Genomic DNA, 15,918 nt, shown 5'->3' on the forward strand with positions numbered 1-15,918 from the left:
AGCAGGCGGGGTATGCCGTCAGTCGGCGAGGTCGGCGAGCTGCGGCAGGGTGCGGGGCACGTCGTCGACCACGACGGCGTCGACGCCCGCCTGCAGCAGGGCGCGAGCCTCGGGGAGCCTGGGGCACCACGCCACGACCTCGAGCCCGGCCTCGTGCGCCAGCCCCACGGCATACTCCGGCGACCGGAAGGTGGGGGCCCGGTCGACCGGGTTGGGCCCGAACGACGACCAGTGGGCGGCGACGGCCTCCACGCCGAGGTGTGCCGCGGCCGGGAGGGCCTTGCGCAGCGGGAAGCCGACCCAGGTGAGGAACGAGCGCGGCACGTCGGGCGCCAGCTCCCCCAGGATGAGCAGCGCCGACGGGTCGAAGGACGACACCAGCACGGGCCGGTCGCGGGCGGCCTCGGTGGCGACCGGCGCGAGGGCTGCGGCGGTGGTGCGGGCGCGGGGCCGGACGGCGTCCTCCATGGAGGTCTTGAGGTCGAGGTTCACGCCGGTGTGGGCCGGCAGGGCGTCGAGCACCTCCTCGAGGGTCACCGCGCCGAGCTCACGCGCGCGGGCCAGCGGCAGGTCGGCCACGAACTCGGCGTCACCGACCGTCGGGTAGTGACCGACGACGAGCTCGTCGTCGGCGGTGCGGCGCACGTCGAACTCGACCCAGCGCAGCCCGCAGCGGGCCGCCGCGACGATCGACTCGACCGAGTTCTCGACCAGGCCGTCGACCTCGTCGCGGCCCAGGCCGCGGTGGCCCAGGACGGTCGGCCGCCCCCCGAAGACGCTCACCGGCCGGTCACTCCCCCGCCGACTCGGGCTGCTGCGCCCACCAGGACCGCAGCTCGGCCTCGACCGCCTCGCGACCGATGACGCCGCGGTCCAGCCGGACCTCGAGCAGGTGCTTGTACGCGCGCCCCAGGACCGGGCCGGGGCGGATGCCCAGCACCTCGCCGATCTCGTTGCCGTCGAGCTCGGGGCGGACCGCCGCCAGCTCCTCCTGCTCCTGCAGCCGCTCGATGCGGCGCTCGAGCTCGTCGTACGTGGTCGAGAGCCGCTGCGCCTTGCGGGCGTTGCGCGTCGTGGAGTCCGACCGGGTCAGCCGGTGCAGGCGCGGCAGCAGCGGCCCGGCGTCGGTGACGTAGCGGCGCACGGCCGAGTCGGTCCACTGCCCCTCGCCGTACCCGTGGAACCGCAGGTGCAGCTCGGTCAGCCGGGCGACGGCCTTGACCGTCTCCTTGTCGAACCGCAGCGCCTTGAGCCGCTTGGCCGCCAGCTTGGCGCCGACGACCTCGTGGTGGTGGAAGGACACCCCGCCACCGGACTCGAACTTCCGGGTCGCGGGCTTGCCGATGTCGTGGAGCAGGGCCGCCAGGCGCAGCACCAGGTCGGGGCCGGGCACGGACTCGGCCGGGCCGTCGGCCGGGCCCTCGAGCGAGATCGCCTGGTCGAGGACGGTGAGCGAGTGCTCGTAGACGTCCTTGTGCCGGTGGTGCTCGTCGATCTCCAGCCGCAGGGCCGGCAGCTCGGGCAGCACGTGGTCGGCGAGCCCGGTGTCCACGAGCAGCCGCAGGCCGGCACGCGGGCGCGGGGCGAGCAGCAGCTTGGACAGCTCGTCGCGCACGCGCTCCGCCGAGACGATCCCGATCGAACCGGCCATCTCGGTCATCGCGGCCCGCACCTCGGGCGCGACCTCGAAGCCGAGCTGGGCCACGAACCGGCACGCGCGCATCATCCGCAGCGGGTCGTCGCCGAACGACACCTCCGGCGGTCCCGGCGTCCGGAGGCGACGGGCAGCCAGGTCGGCCAGCCCGGCATACGGGTCGACGAAGTCCATGGCCGGCAGGCGCAGGGCCATCGCGTTGACGGTGAAGTCCCGCCGGACCAGGTCGTCGGAGAGGTTGTCGCCGAAGGCGACGACGGGCTTGCGGGTGAGGCCGTCGTAGGCGTCGGCGCGGTAGGTCGTCACCTCGACGGTCGTCGCGCCCCGCCGGGCACCGATGGTGCCGAACTCGCGGCCGACGTCCCAGTGCGCGTCGGCCCACGGCTTCAGCACCGCGAGCGTCTCGTCCGGCGTGGCGCTCGTCGTGAAGTCGAGGTCGGGGCTGGTCCGGCCGAGGAACGCGTCCCGGACCGGCCCCCCGACCAGGGCGAGCTCGTGCCCCGCCGCGGCGAACCGTTCGCCCAGCTCGGTCAGGAGCGGGACGACGGGTGCGAGGTGGGCGGTGGCGCGGCGCAGCAGCTCCAGCTGCGGCGCGGACCCGGCCGCGTGCGGCTCGCGGGGATCGGCGGAGGACACGGGGACCAAGCCTAGGCGCTCGTTAGAGTGACGGGGTGACCTCCCCCGCGCCCGAACCGGACCGCCTGGCCCGCAGGCTGCCCGCGGTGGAGGAGCGCTCGGCCGGGGGGATCGTCGTCGACGTCCAGGACGGCATCGCCCGGATCGCGGTCATCGCCCGTCGGAACCGGGCCGGGCGGATCGAGTGGTGCCTGCCCAAGGGCCACCGCGAGGACGGCGAGACGCTGGTCGAGGCCGCGGCCCGTGAGGTGGCGGAGGAGACCGGCATCGAGGGGCGGGTCCTCACCGAGCTCGGCACCATCGACTACTGGTTCGCGACCGGCGAGCGCCGCGTGCACAAGTTCGTCCACCACTACCTGCTCGAGGCCACCGGCGGCGACCTCACCATCGAGAACGACCCGGACCACGAGGCCGTCGACGTCGCCTGGCTGCCGCTGCACGAGGCCCACGAGCACCTCACCTTCCCCAACGAGCGACGCATCGCCCGGCAGGCCTGGGCCCGCCTCTCCGGGGACGGCTGATGGTCGGCGGTCCCCGGCGCCGCGCGCTCGGCGCGGCGGCCCTCGTGCTGTCCGCCCTGCCCCTCCTGCTCGGCACGGGTGCGCCGGCCGGGTATGCCGCGAGCGCGCCGGCCGGTGCCCCCGACGGCGTGACTGCCACCTCCGGGGGTCTCGAGGCCGGCGAAGCCGCCCGCGTGGCGGCCCGGACGGCTGCCGCAGCAACCACCGGTCTGGTGACCGACCCGGGCGTGCCGGCGAGCGCCCCCGCCGCCGGCACCGGGTCCACCGAGCTGACCCTGACCTCGGTGAGCCCGGCCGTGGTCCAGTCGGGGCAGGACCTCGTCGTCACCGGCTCGCTGCGCAACGGGACCACCTCCCCCCTGGCCCGGCCGACCGTGCGGGTGGTCCTGGGGGACACGCCGGTCGAGCGGTCGCGCGAGCGCGTGCAGGAGTGGGCGAGCGCGACCGGCCCGGCCCGCGGCACCGTGGTGGGGCAGGCCCGCCTCGGCGGGACCGTGGCCCCGGGCGCGAGCAGCGGCTTCCGGGTCGTGGTGAAGAAGCTCGCGTCCCGCGCCACGGGGTCCACCTACGGCGCCCTGCCGATCAGCGTCGAGAGCGGCGGCACCAGCGTGCGGACCTTCGCCGGCTACCAGCGGCTCAAGCAGTACCAGCCCCTGTCGGTCGCGTGGGCGGTCCCGCTGACCCTCGACCCCGACCCCGACCTGTTCGCGGCGGAGGGCCAGCCCCGCGAGGACGCCTGGCAGCGGGCGCTCGGTGACGGCTCGCGGCTGAACCGCGTCCTCGACGCCACCCAGGACACCACGGTCACGTGGGCGGTCGACCCGACCCTGGTGCCGAGCCTGCTGCAGGGGCAGCACGATGTCGCGACGGGCACGACCGCAAGCGGCGAACGAGCCCTGCGCTCGGCCACCGAGGGCCGGATCACCAGCGGCGCCCAGCGGCACACCCCGTGGGTGCTGCCCGACACCGACGCCGACCTGGCCGCCGTGGTCGGCACCCCTGCCGGAGACTCGCTGATGCGGGGCTACGTCGGGCGCTCGACCCCGGTGGCCCAGGCGCTCGACGGGCGCTCGGACGTCGCGTGGCCGGCTGACGGGGCGTACACGACCAGCCGCGAGACCGCCCTGCGCCGGGTCTTCCGGGTCCCGGCCCTGGCGGGACAGGTCATCTCCTCGTCCGTGCTCGCCGCCGGCACCACGACCAACACCCCCGTGGCCGCCCAGCGGTCGGTGACCGGGCTGCCGCTGCTCGCCTACGACGACGAGCTCAGCGGCCTGCTCGCGCGCACCCGGTCGCCGCAGGAGGGGGTGCTCAGCGCCCAGCAGTTCGTGGCCGACACCGCCGCCCTGCTCAACGAGCTGCCCGGGACCGAGGGCCGGACCGTGTTCGTCGTCGCCCCGCGGTCGTGGGGCCCCAACCCGGCGGCGGCCCGCGCGTTCTTCACGACCGTCTCCTCCATCCCGTGGCTCGTGCCGACGACGACCGACTCCGAGCTCGCCCGGGCCCGCCGCGCCACCCCCTCGCCCGCGGCCCCGGTCACGCGTCCGACCACCCCGGTCCCCGGCGGGCGCCCCGTGCTGACCGCCGACCGGGTGGCCGAGCTGGAGAGCACCGTCCGCACCGTGCAGGGGGTCGCGACCATCCGCGACGACGGCGACCAGTTCGGCCGCACGTGGACGCGGGCCGCCGAACAGCTCGCCTCGACCCGGTGGCGCGCCGCCCCGACGGCGTGGAACACCCTCGAGGGCCGGGTCGACCAGGCCGCCGCGCAGACGACGTCGGCCGTCAAGGTGCTCGCCGGCACCATCAACTTCCTCGCCGAGTCCGGCCGCCTGCAGATCACCGTCACCAACGACCTCACCGTGCCGGTGGAGAACGTCAGGCTGGCGGTCGAGGCCTCGAACCCGCGGCTGCGGATCGACAGCCAGCCGCCGATCCTGCGCATCGGGCCGCGCAGCCGGGCAACCGTCAGCGTCGGCGTCACCGCCCTGGCCGCAGGCCCCGTCCCCCTGCGCACCACCCTCACGACGCCCGACGGCACGGTCATCGGGCAGGGTGCCGACGTCCAGGTCCGCGTCACGCCCACGGGAGACTGGGTCTACTGGGCCCTCGGCGGGCTCGCGGGACTGATCCTGCTCGCCGGCCTCGTGCGCACCTTCCGCCGCCGTCCCCGCCGCCGCCTGACCGCCCCCACCACCGTCGAGGTTCCCCGATGACCGAGTCCAGCCTGGCCCGCTCCTCCGCCGTGATGGCGGGTGGCACCGTGGTCTCGCGGGCGCTGGGGTTCGTCCGGGCCACGATGCTGGCGGCCGTCATCGGCACGACCGGCCTGGCCGCGGACGCGTTCGACGTGGCCAACACGCTGCCCAACCTGTTCTTCCTGCTGCTCGCCGGTGGCGTGCTCAACGCCGTGCTGGTCCCCCAGATCACGAAGGCGGCAACCCACGACGACGGCGGCCACGAGTTCGTCAACCGCCTGCTCACGATCTCGATCGCGCTCATCGCGGCCGGGACGGTCCTGGTGACCGCGGCGGCACCGCTGCTCGTGCGCGCCTTCGCGGACTTCACCGACGCCCGCACGCTCGAGCTGGCCACCGCGTTCGCCTTCATCTGCCTGCCGCAGATGTTCTTCTACGGGCTCTACACCGTGCTCGGGCAGGTGCTCAACGCCCGGGCCCAGTTCGGGGCGTACATGTGGGCGCCCGCCCTCGCCAACGTCGTCATGATCGGCGGCCTGCTCGTCCTGCTCACCGGCTTCCCGACGCAGGTCGGGCCCTCGGGCTGGACCCCGACGATGGTGTGGATCCTCGGCGGCACCACCACCCTGGGCATCGTCGCGCAAGCGCTGGTGCTCGTCCTCCCCCTGCGGCGGGGCGGGTTCCGCTTCACGCCCGTGTGGGGGTTCCGCGGCACCGGCCTCGGGTCAGCGTCGCGGGTGGCGCTGTGGACCTTCGCGGCCCTGGCCGTCAGCCAGCTCGGCTTCGTCGTCACCTCACGGGTGCTCACCCGCGCCACCGAGCTGCTGGACAGGTCCCACCAGATCGGGGCCGGCAAGGCGACCTACAGCAACGCCTTCCTGCTGTTCATGCTGCCGCACTCGCTGATCACGCTGTCGCTGGTGACGGCCCTGTTCACCCGCATGTCCACCGCCGCGAGCACCGGTCGCACCTCCGAGGTGGTGGCCGACCTCGGACGCGGGCTGCGGCTGCCCGCGGTGCTGCTGGTCCCCGGCATGGTCGCCGCCGTGCTCTTCGGCGAGCCCATCGTCCGGCTCCTCTTCTTCGGCAACTCGGCCGCCCAGACCCGCCCGGTGGCCCACGTCATGATCGCGATGATGGTCGGCATCCTGCCCTTCGGCTGGCTCTACCTCGTCCAGCGCGTCTTCTACGCCTACGAGGACGCCCGGACACCCTTCTTCCTCCAGCTCGTCGTCACGGGGATCGCCACCGCGGTCAACCTCTACGCGTTCACCGTCGACCCCCGCCAGGCCGGCGTCGTCGTCGGGATCGGCCAGACCCTCAGCAACCTCGTGGCCGCCCTGGTCGGCTTCGTCCTGCTGCGCCGGCGGCTGGGCAGCCTGGCCCTGCACCCCACGGTCCGGCTCTACGCCCGCCTCGCCGTCGCCTCCCTCGTCGCGGGACTCGTCGCCTGGCCGCTCGACCGCCTCCTCGCCTCCCGGCTCCCCGACACGCACCTCACCGCGCTGGTCGAGGTGGTGGTGGGCGGCGGCGTCTTCCTGGCCCTGGCCCTGGTCCTGTCGCACCTGCTGCGCGTCGAGGAGGTCGGGCAGCTGCTCGACCCCGTGCTCCGGCGCCTGCGTCGGCGGCCGTCCTGACCTGCACGCCCTTAGGATGAGGGACCACCGCACGAGGAGACCGAGGGAGGCAGCGTGCACGGGGTAGGCCCTTCGACGGTGCTCGGCGGCCGGTACGCCGTCCAGCGACGCCTGGAGCAGCTGACCCGCGGCGAGCGCTGGTCGGCCCACGACACCACCCTCGACCGGGACGTCGTCGTGGTCTGCTTCGCCGAGACCGAGTCGCACGCCGACGCCACCCTCGATGCCGCCCGCCGTGCGGCAGGCATCGACAACGCGCGCCTCGTGCGCGTCCTGGACGTGGGCCGGTCCGAGGGGATCGCCTTCTTCGTGGAGGAGCTGCTGCGCGACGCGCACACCCTCACCCAGCTGCTCGAGCAGGGCGGCCTGCCCGCCGAGGAGGCGCGCCGGGTCGCCGGCGAGGCCGCGACCGGCCTCGAGGCCGCCCGTGGCCGGGGCCTGCACCACCTCCGCCTCACCCCGCACGCCGTGCTCCGCGGCCCCGACGGCACCGTCAAGGTGCGCGGGCTGGCCACCGCGGCCGCCATGGCGGAGGTCGAGGACGTCGAGCCGGACGTCGCCGCCCGCACCGACGCGGTGGGCATCGTGGCGATCACGTATGCCGCGCTGACCAGCCGCTGGCCGCTGCCCGGCACGGGTGCCGGGCTGGAGGCGGCGCCGCACGTGATCAGCGGGGTGCCCGCGCCGTCGGAGATCGCGGCCGGCGTCCCGGGTGACCTCGACGCCCTGTGCCGCCTCACGCTGAACGAGGACCAGGGCCCGCTCACCCCCGGCGACTTCGCGAGCCAGATCGCGCCCTGGGCGACGTCCCAGGTGGCCGGGATCGCCGCGTCCGCCCGGGAGGACGACTCGAACCCGACCGTGGCCCTCCCGCTGGCCGACCTGCCCTGGGCGACCGACGCCACCGGCCAGCAGCCCGCTCCCGCGTCGGCGGGTGCCGCCGGCGCCGACCCCCAGGCGACCCAGGTCCTGCCGGCGCCACCGGCCGGCGAGCTGCACCCCGCCACCCCGGTCGACCACGCGGCCACGCCCACAGCGCCCCTGCGCTTCGAGCCCGCCGGTGCTGCCACGACCGACCTCGGGACCGAGACGGGCGACGACGGCACGTCCGGCCCCCCGCGCGGCGCCGCTGCAGCCGCCGGTGCCGCCGCCGCGGCGGGCGCCGTGGGGTCCGCGCTGGGGACCGCCGGACAGGCTGCCGGTCACGCGGCTGCGGATGCCGCCCACAAGGTCGGCAGCTTCGCCCGCGCCACGGCGGACAAGGCGGCGGAGCGCCGGGCCCAGCGCCAGGCCGCGCAGGAGCGGGCCGAGGCGCGCCGGATCAGCCTCGACGACGCCCTCGTCGAGACCGGCGAGCCCCTGGACCCGCCGCTGCCCCTCCTCCCGCAGGAGCTGTCCGCCCCGCCGACCCGCGACCAGTCCAAGATGGTGCTCGGCATCATCGCCCTGTTCCTCGTCCTGGTCACCGTCCTGGGTGTCTGGGGCGTCTCCCGGATCGGCTCCAACACCGACCTGGGCCTCGGCAGTGCCCCCACCCCCCGGGGCACCGTCACGGTCACGGCCCCCCCGGCCACGGTGACCCCCGGCCAGAGCGCCACCACCACGGGCGGCGCCCAGGGCGGCGAGCCGTACCCGGTCCTCGGCGCCACCGGCTACGACCCGGAAGGCGACAACGCCGAGCGCAACGGCGAGGCACCGCGCGTGTACGACGGCAAGACCAGCACGTTCTGGAGCTCGGAGGGGTACGCCAGCGCCAACCTCGGCGGGCTCAAGAAGGGCGTCGGCGTGCGGCTCGACCTCGGCCAGGTGCGGGCGGTCCACTCCGTGCGGATCGTGCTGCCGGACGCCGCGGACGTCACCGTCTCCGTCGGGCCCGACCGCAACCGCGACACCGCCACCGAGATCGGGTCCACGTCCGGGAAGTCCGGCACGATCACCCTCACCAAGGACGGCGCCCCGGTCCAGGGCCAGTACGTCTTCGTCTGGTTCACCCAGCTCTCGCAGGTCTCCGACGGCCGCTACCGGGCGACGCTCGCCGAGGTCACCGTCCGCTGACCCGGGCGGCACGGGCATGGGGGACACCTCGCTGCGGGAGCGCGACGACCGCGAGCTGATGCGCGCCCACGTCGAGGGCGATCCCGACGCGTTCGGTGAGCTGTTCCGGCGCCACCGCGACCGCATGTGGGCGGTGGCGATGCGCACCACGGGCAACCGCGAGCTGGCCGCCGACTGCGTGCAGGACGCGTTCGTCTCCGCCTTCCGGCGGGCCGACTCCTACCGCGGCGACGCCGCGGTCACGACCTGGCTGCACCGCATCGTCGTCAACGCCTGCCTGGACCGCCTGCGGCGCGACCGGCCCACCAGCGAGCTGCCCGAGCGCGAGCTCGCCGACCGGCACGACGACCACGGCGCCGTCGACACCCGGCTCGACGTTCGCGAGGCGCTCGACCAGCTCCCCGAGGGCCAGCGGCTCGCGCTCGTGCTGGTCGACATGCACGGGCTGTCGGTCGTGGAGGCCGCCGCGGTCCTCGGCGTCGCCGAGGGCACGGTCAAGTCACGCTGCAGCCGGGGCCGCGAGGCCATGGCCAGGCTGCTGCGGGAACCTTCGGGGCAGTCGTGACGTCCTACCCATGTCGCCACCGCAGCGCGGCCGCCCGTCGCCCGGGTGGTCCCCCGGCTCCCGAGCCGGCACCGATCGGCGACACCCGCAGCCCGTTCCCGTACTCGATCCGGAGGTCGTCGTGGTGAGCACCCCGCCCGTGCCGCCGGACCCCGACGACCTCGACGAGGACCCCACCGGCATCCGCGCGCTCCTCGGCTCCCTGCCCGACCCCGGGCCGATGCCCGACGACCTCGTCGCCCGGATCCAGGCCTCCCTCACGGCCGAGCAGGAGGCCCGGCGCCGGCACGACGGGTCCAACGGCGCCACCGTGGTCCCGCTGGCCCCACGTCGCCGCTGGGGCTGGAAGCAACTCGGTGTGGCCGCGGCGGCCGTCGCCGCCGTGGCCGTCGGCCTCCCTGCGCTGGCCGGCGGCGGCCTCGGCGGGGTGACGGCCCTGCTGGCCGGTGAGTCCTCCTCCGGCTCGGCGGGGAGTGCGGAGAGCAGCGCGATGTCGTCCCCGGCCCTGACCCCGCCCTCTGACGGTGCGACGAGCCCGGGCATCGCCGTCGGCGAACGCGCCCCCGGAGCGACCGGCGCGGTCACGCTCGTGGGCACCGGCACGGCATACACCGCCGCCGCGCTGGTCCAGCAGGTCCGCGCCAGTCGCGAGAACGGCACCTCACCGGGCAAGGGCGCGCCGGCCGGCGCCGCGGGCCCCGCAGAGAGCAAGGAGGGGCTGCGCGCCTGCCTGACCACGCTCGGCGTCGAGGCCTGGATGCCGGTGTGGGCCGACGTCGCGAGCTACGAGGGCCGCGAGGCGGTCGTGGCCGTGGTCAGCAGCGACACCGGCCAGCAGGTGTATGCCGTGGGGCCCGAGTGCGACCGCACCCACCCGGCGCGCCTGGCCGGCCCCGTCCCGCTCCCCTGAGCACCCGGCGTGCCGCAGGCCTCCGGGCGGTTCGTGGAACACAAAGGCCCTACGATCGGTTGACGTACTCGACACCGCATGTAGCGGTGCTCCCACTTCTCGACCACAAGGGGCTGTAGCCGCGTGAGCACCACCGCACCTGCCGACATCCGCAGTCTGATCATCATCGGGTCCGGCCCGGCGGGGTACACGGCAGCCGTCTACGCCGCACGCGCGAACCTGCGTCCCGTGCTCTTCGAGGGCGCCGTCACTGCCGGTGGCGCGTTGATGAACACGACCGAGGTGGAGAACTTCCCCGGTTTCCGCGACGGCATCATGGGCCCGGAGCTCATGGAGAACATGCGCGCCCAGGCCGAGCGCTTCGGCGCCGAGATCATCACCGACGACGTCGAGTCCGTCTCGCTCGAGGGCGACGTCAAGGTCGTCACCGACGCCGAGGGCAACACCTGGCGCGCCCACGCCGTCATCCTCGCCATGGGGTCGGCGTACCGCGAGCTCGGGCTGCCGGACGAGAAGCGCCTGTCCGGCCACGGCGTCTCGTGGTGTGCCACCTGTGACGGGTTCTTCTTCCGCGACCAGGACATCGCGGTCGTGGGCGGTGGTGACTCCGCCGTCGAGGAGGCCACGTTCCTGACCAAGTTCGCCAGGTCGGTGACGATCGTGCACCGCCGCGACGAGCTGCGGGCCAGCAAGATCATGGCGCAGCGCGCCCTGGACAACCCGAAGATCACGTTCGCCTGGAACTCGGAGGTGGCCGAGATCCACGGCGACGCCAAGCTGACCGGCGTCACCCTGCGGGACACCGTCACCGGCGAGACCCGCGAGCTGCCTGTCACCGGCCTGTTCGTGGCGATCGGGCACGACCCGCGCAACGAGCTGCTCACCGGCACCACCGACGCCGAGAAGGTCGCCCTGGACGACGAGGGGTACGTGCTCGTCGAGGGCCGCACCACCCGCACGAACCTTCCCGGCGTCTTCGCGGCCGGCGACCTGGTCGACCACACCTACCGCCAGGCGATCACCGCGGCGGGCTCGGGCTGTGCGGCCGCCCTCGACGCCGAGAAGTACCTCGCCGAGCACCTCGAGGCGGGCGCCCCGGCGCAGTCCGAGGCGCTGATCGAGCAGGAGAACCCCGAGCACGCCACCGTCGGCGTGCGCTGACCCACCGCTGTCACCGCGGCCTGCGACGCTGGCCGCGACCTTCAACCCCGTAGAGCACCACCGAAAGGAGCCCCCGAGTGGGAGCCATCAAGGACACCACGGACGCCACCTTCGAGGCCGACGTCCTCAAGAACGACAAGCCGGTCCTGGTGGACTTCTGGGCACCCTGGTGCGGCCCGTGCCGCGCCGTCGCCCCGATCCTCGAGGAGCTGGCCGAGCAGCACAAGGACAAGATCGAGGTCGTCAAGCTCAACACCGACGAGAACGTCCAGGTGAGCAGCCGCTACGGCATCACCGGCATCCCGACGCTCAACGTCTACGTGGGTGGCGAGGTCGTCAAGACCCTCGTCGGCGCCCTCCCCAAGCCCAAGCTGGTCCGCGAGCTCGCCGACTACCTGGGCTGATCCGCCTCGCGGCACCTCCGGGTGCCGCCGGCGCCGGTCCACGACGACGTATGCCGGCCGCGTCCCTCTCCGGGACCGGCCGGCATCGTCGTTCCCGGGGTGTCGTCGCCCCGGGTCCGGACCGCGGTTGAGGTTGGTGCGCGGCCCCCACCTGACCTAGGCTCGGACGTCACCACCACCCCGGTGGTCCGTCGCCATGCGCCCCTGACCTGCACAGACGCGGTCGAGGCACCCCGACGGGCCCGCATCACCGCACCGTGCGAGCCCCGTCCAGTCCACCCGTCCCGACCCGCCGCACGGAGGTCTCGTGTCCGACAGCAAGCAGGGCCTGCTGGGCCTCGGCAGCTCCGGCCCCGCCGTCGCCGACGTCCGGGCCCGGCTCGCCGCCCTCTCCCCCGCCCACCTGCCCGAGGGCGTTGCTCCGGCCGGCCCCGGGGGCGAGGAGGTGTTCGACGAGGGCCTCCAGCGAGCGGTCCGCGCCTTCCAGCAGCACAAGGGCCTCATCGTCGACGGCGTCGTGGGCGTCGAGACCTTCACGGCGCTCGACGGCGCCCGGTGGCACCTCGGCGACCGCCTCCTCGTGCACACCCCCGGCCACCTCATGCGCGGCGACGACGTCACCGCCTTGCAGGAGCGGCTGAACACCCTCGGCTTCACCGCCGGGCGGGTGGACGGTCGCTTCGGCCCCGAGACCGAGCGTGCGGTGCGGGCCTTCCAGCGCGCCTACGGCCTCCCCGGGGACGGGTCCGTCGGTCCCGCGACCCTGCGCGCCTTCCAGGACCTGCGCCGGTCGGTCTCGGGTGGCTCCGCCACCGTGCTGCGTGAGCGCGAGCGGGTCCGCCGGTCGGGCCACAACCTCAGCGGGCGCACGGTCGTCCTCGACCCGGGCCACGGCGGCCAGAGCACGGGTGCCACCGGCAACGGCCTCGTCGAGTCCGAGATCGTCATGGACCTCGCCCGCCGCATCGAGGGGCGGCTCACCGCCATCGGCGTCTCCGTCGTCTTCACCCGCACCGAGCACACCGACCCGACCGAGGAGGAACGCGCGGCGATCGCCAACGCAGCCGGGGCCGACGTGGTGCTGTCGCTGCACTGCGACTCCCACGAGGCCCAGGACGCCAGCGGCGTGGCCACCTTCTTCTTCGGCCGCGACCGCAAGACCGCCTGGTCCGCCGTCGGCGAGCAGCTCGCCGACCTCGTGCTGCGCGAGGTCGTCGCCCGCACCGGCCTGGCCAACTGCCGCTCGCACGGTCGCTCGTGGACCCTGCTGACGCACACGACGATGCCTGCGGTCCGGGTGGAGGCGGGCTACCTGTCCCACCCCGAGGACGCCCGCCGGCTCGCCGACCCGGCCTTCCGCGACGTCCTCGCCGAGGCCGTCGTGGTCAGCCTGCAGCGCCTCTACCTCGGTGACGACGACACCGCGACCACCGGTGTCCTGCGCCTGGGCGACCTGCGCGCCTACCTCGCGGCCCACGGCTGAGGCAGCCCTCACGAGCCGCTTCCGACATCACCCGACGAAGCCCGAATTCCCTTGCTGGACAAGGGAATTCGGGCTTCGTCGGGTGATGCGCAGTGGCGCGGCTCGTTCGGCGACCTGCCGGTTGGTGCAGTCGGGTGAGGCAGTCTGTCAGCCCCGCGGGTCCACACCCAGCAGGTCGACGATCCGATTGAGGTCCTCCACGGAGGCGAACTCCACCGTGAGCTTGCCCTTGCGCTGACCGAGGGCGATCGCGACGCGGGTGTCGAACCGGTCCGAGAGCCGGGCCGCCAGGTCGTCCAGCTGGGGGTGACGGCTGCCGGCTCGGGGCCGGCGCGGCTTGGCCTTGTCGCCGAGGTCACCTCCGAGGGCGACGATCTCCTCGACGCTGCGCACGCTGAGCCCCTCGGCCACGATGCGCTGGGCCAGGCGCTCCATGGCGCCCCCGTCCTCGAGGGAGAGCAGCGCGCGGGCGTGACCCGCGGACAGCACGCCGGCGGCGACCCGGCGGGCGACCATGGGCGGCAGCTTCAGCAGGCGTAGCGTGTTGGAGATCTGCGGGCGCGAGCGGCCGATCCGACCGGCGAGCTCGTCGTGGGTGCAGCCGAAGTCCTCGAGGAGCTGGCTGTAGGCCGCCGCCTCCTCCAGCGGGTTGAGCTGGCTGCGGTGCAGGTTCTCCAGGAGCGCGTCGCGCAGGAGGTCGTCGTCCTCGGTCTCCTTGACGATCGCGGGGACCGTCTCCTTGCCCGCCTCACGGGAGGCGCGCCAACGCCGCTCACCCATGATGAGCTCGTACCGCACACCCTCGGGCACGTCGCCGTCCCGGCCCGCGGAGATGGGCCGGACGACGACGGGCTGGAGCACGCCGATCTCGCGGATGGAGTGGACGAGCTCGGCCATGTCGTCCTCGTCGAACACCGAGCGCGGCTGGCGCGGGTTCGGCCGGATCTCGTCCAGCGGGATCTCGCCGTACGAGGCACCCGGCACCGGGGCGAGGCCCGTGTCCGCCGCCGCGCCCTCGGCGGTCTCGTCGGTACCGGCGTCCTGCGTCGCCGTCGCGTCACCCTGGGCGGAACCGGCGCCCGCGTCCTGCCCCGACTTGTCGGAGGACCCGTCCCGCTGCGGGCCGGTCGTCGAGCCGGCCTGCTCCGCCGCCGCGGCCGCGTCTCCCGCTTCGGGCGCGACGTTGCCCTCGCCGTCGGTGGCAGCCGGGCGCTGGTCGGGGAAGAACACGTCGACCGGACGGCTGGTGGCGGTGGCGGGGGCGTTCGGGATCAGGGCGCCCAGGCCTCGGCCGAGCGCACGGCGCTTCTCACTCATCGCTGGTTCTCTCTCAGTTCTGCGCGGGAGCGCTGGTGGTCGGGGTGGTGCCGCGATCGGCGAGCTCGGCCGCCGCCCCGAGGTAGGACAGGGCGCCGCTGGAGTTGGGGTCGTACGTCATGACGGTCTGCCCGTGGCTCGGAGCCTCGGAGATCCGGACGCTGCGCGGGACGGTATTGCGCAGCACCTGGTCCGGGAAGTGGGCCCGCACCTCCTCCGCGACCTGCGCCGACAGCCGCGTCCGGCCGTCGTACATGGTCAGCAGTATGGTCGACACGTGGAGGGTCGGGTTCAGGTGGCTGCGGATCAGCTCGATGTTCTTGAGCAGCTGGGACAGCCCCTCGAGCGCGTAGTACTCGCACTGGATCGGGATGAAGACCTCGTGCGCCGCCACGAACGCGTTGACCGTGAGGAGTCCGAGGCTCGGCGGGCAGTCGATGAGCACGTAGTCCGGCACAGCCTCCCCTGCTGCGGTCGTGTGCTCGAGGTACGCGGCGATCGCCTTCTGCAGGCGGGTTTCCCGGGCGACGAGCGAGACGAGCTCGATCTCCGCGCCCGCGAGGTCGATGGTGGCCGGTGCGCACCACAGTCCCGGGATGTCCGGGCACTCCTGCACGACCTCGGCGATGGGGGTTCCCTCCACCAGCACGTCGTAGATGCTGATGACCTCGGAGTGGTGCTCGATGCCCAGCGCGGTGCTTGCGTTGCCCTGCGGGTCGATGTCGATGACGAGGACCGTCAGGCCGGCCTGCGCCAGGGCAGCCGCGATGTTGACGGTCGTCGTGGTCTTGCCGACACCACCCTTCTGGTTGGCGACGGTGAGGACGCGCGTGGCTGCCGGCTTGGGGAAGACCCGTCCCGTCAGGGCGATGCGCTTGCGCGCGTCCTCGGCGACCGCAAGGGCGAGCGGAGTATCCGCATCCACCCGGGGCAGCGACGACGCCAGCTCGTCACGCTCGTCTGTTTCACGTGAAACGGAGACGGCGGCAAGGGCGTGGGCGGCTGCCTCTGCGTCGCCAGTGACAGGCGCCGCCTGGGCCGCGGTGCCACCGTCGGCGTGCTGCTCCAGGGCGTCGGCCCCAGTCCCGGGCTCCGATGCGGAGGCAGTGGCAACCGGAGCTGTTTCACGTGAAACAGCGCTCGCCTGCGGGGTGCCGTCCATGCCCGGCCATCCCAGGGCGCTGGTCGGGTGGCCCGCCAGCGACGGCCAGCCCAACCCACGGTCGAGGTGTCGTACCGCCGTGCTCACACTGTCTCCTTGCTGGCCATGGACATCATCCAACCCTATGTGGCCGACGCCGGTGACCGCGGGAGGCTGGTCCGTTGACCGGCACCGGGGCCCCACCCGCGAAACCGCACGTCGCCGTGTCGTCGCGC

General features: G+C 74.2%; 13 protein-coding genes. 9 read left to right on the top strand and 4 right to left on the bottom strand.

The genetic code is table 11. The features are described 5' to 3' along the window. Positions 1-18 precede the first annotated feature (18 nt). Positions 19-783 (bottom strand): glycerophosphodiester phosphodiesterase, encoded by a 765-nt coding sequence (locus J2X64_RS07935; RefSeq protein ID WP_310152058.1) that lies wholly within the window; start codon positions 781-783, stop codon positions 19-21. Between the two features lie 7 nt (positions 784-790). Continuing rightward, a complete protein-coding gene (locus tag J2X64_RS07940; protein ID WP_310152060.1) occupies positions 791-2,290 on the bottom strand; it encodes a CCA tRNA nucleotidyltransferase in 1,500 nt (499 codons plus the stop codon). 35 nt (positions 2,291-2,325) lie between these two features. Between J2X64_RS07940 and J2X64_RS07945 the strand changes: the two genes are divergently transcribed. The 9 genes from J2X64_RS07945 (at position 2,326) to J2X64_RS07985 (ending at position 13,224) form a co-directional block, all read left to right on the top strand. After that, complete coding sequence (locus tag J2X64_RS07945; RefSeq protein WP_310152063.1) at positions 2,326-2,811, top strand: NUDIX hydrolase; 486 nt, start codon at positions 2,326-2,328, stop codon at positions 2,809-2,811. Then, complete coding sequence (locus tag J2X64_RS07950; RefSeq protein ID WP_310152065.1) at positions 2,811-5,027, top strand: DUF6049 family protein; 2,217 nt, start codon at positions 2,811-2,813, stop codon at positions 5,025-5,027. The genes J2X64_RS07945 and J2X64_RS07950 overlap by 1 nt, the downstream gene beginning before the upstream one ends. Continuing rightward, positions 5,024-6,646 carry a murein biosynthesis integral membrane protein MurJ gene (gene murJ / locus J2X64_RS07955; RefSeq protein ID WP_310152067.1) on the top strand — a complete coding sequence of 541 codons (1,623 nt, stop codon included), beginning with the start codon at positions 5,024-5,026 and terminating at the stop codon, positions 6,644-6,646. Before J2X64_RS07950 ends, murJ begins: the two co-directional genes overlap by 4 nt. A gap of 54 nt (positions 6,647-6,700) precedes the next feature. Further along, positions 6,701-8,701 (top strand): protein kinase family protein, encoded by a 2,001-nt coding sequence (locus J2X64_RS07960; protein WP_310152069.1) that lies wholly within the window; start codon positions 6,701-6,703, stop codon positions 8,699-8,701. Between the two features lie 16 nt (positions 8,702-8,717). Then, positions 8,718-9,266 carry an RNA polymerase sigma factor SigM gene (gene sigM, locus J2X64_RS07965; RefSeq protein ID WP_310152071.1) on the top strand — a complete coding sequence of 183 codons (549 nt, stop codon included), beginning with the start codon at positions 8,718-8,720 and terminating at the stop codon, positions 9,264-9,266. Positions 9,267-9,390: 124 nt separating this feature from the next. After that, positions 9,391-10,176 carry a hypothetical protein gene (locus J2X64_RS07970; protein ID WP_310152073.1) on the top strand — a complete coding sequence of 262 codons (786 nt, stop codon included), beginning with the start codon at positions 9,391-9,393 and terminating at the stop codon, positions 10,174-10,176. A 123-nt stretch (positions 10,177-10,299) separates the two neighbouring features. Beyond that, entirely contained in the window at positions 10,300-11,337 is a 1,038-nt protein-coding gene (gene trxB / locus J2X64_RS07975) for a thioredoxin-disulfide reductase (RefSeq protein WP_310152075.1), read from the top strand. A gap of 77 nt (positions 11,338-11,414) precedes the next feature. Next, positions 11,415-11,741 (top strand): thioredoxin, encoded by a 327-nt coding sequence (trxA, locus tag J2X64_RS07980; RefSeq protein WP_310152078.1) that lies wholly within the window; start codon positions 11,415-11,417, stop codon positions 11,739-11,741. 307 nt (positions 11,742-12,048) lie between these two features. Beyond that, complete coding sequence (locus J2X64_RS07985; RefSeq protein ID WP_310152081.1) at positions 12,049-13,224, top strand: N-acetylmuramoyl-L-alanine amidase; 1,176 nt, start codon at positions 12,049-12,051, stop codon at positions 13,222-13,224. A 147-nt stretch (positions 13,225-13,371) separates the two neighbouring features. Here the strand turns inward: J2X64_RS07985 and J2X64_RS07990 are convergent, their stop codons facing one another. Both J2X64_RS07990 and J2X64_RS07995 read right to left on the bottom strand, forming a co-directional pair. Beyond that, on the bottom strand, positions 13,372-14,541 hold the full coding sequence (locus tag J2X64_RS07990; protein WP_310152084.1) for a ParB/RepB/Spo0J family partition protein: 1,170 nt from the start codon (positions 14,539-14,541) through the stop codon (positions 13,372-13,374). A 13-nt stretch (positions 14,542-14,554) separates the two neighbouring features. After that, a complete protein-coding gene (locus tag J2X64_RS07995) occupies positions 14,555-15,703 on the bottom strand; it encodes a ParA family protein (RefSeq protein WP_310152087.1) in 1,149 nt (382 codons plus the stop codon). Positions 15,704-15,918: the final 215 nt, after the last annotated feature.

Source organism: Phycicoccus sp. 3266 (genome assembly GCF_031456495.1).
GTDB lineage: Bacteria > Actinomycetota > Actinomycetes > Actinomycetales > Dermatophilaceae > Pedococcus.

Coding starts and splice junctions, on each gene's coding strand:
- J2X64_RS07950 (WP_310152065.1), top strand. CDS start 2,811: ATGGTCGGCGGTCCCCGGCGCCGCGCGCTCGGCGCGGCGGCCCTCGTG.
- murJ (WP_310152067.1), top strand. CDS start 5,024: ATGACCGAGTCCAGCCTGGCCCGCTCCTCCGCCGTGATGGCGGGTGGC.
- sigM (WP_310152071.1), top strand. CDS start 8,718: ATGGGGGACACCTCGCTGCGGGAGCGCGACGACCGCGAGCTGATGCGC.
- J2X64_RS07990 (WP_310152084.1), bottom strand. CDS start 14,541: ATGAGTGAGAAGCGCCGTGCGCTCGGCCGAGGCCTGGGCGCCCTGATC.
- J2X64_RS07995 (WP_310152087.1), bottom strand. CDS start 15,703: ATGGACGGCACCCCGCAGGCGAGCGCTGTTTCACGTGAAACAGCTCCG.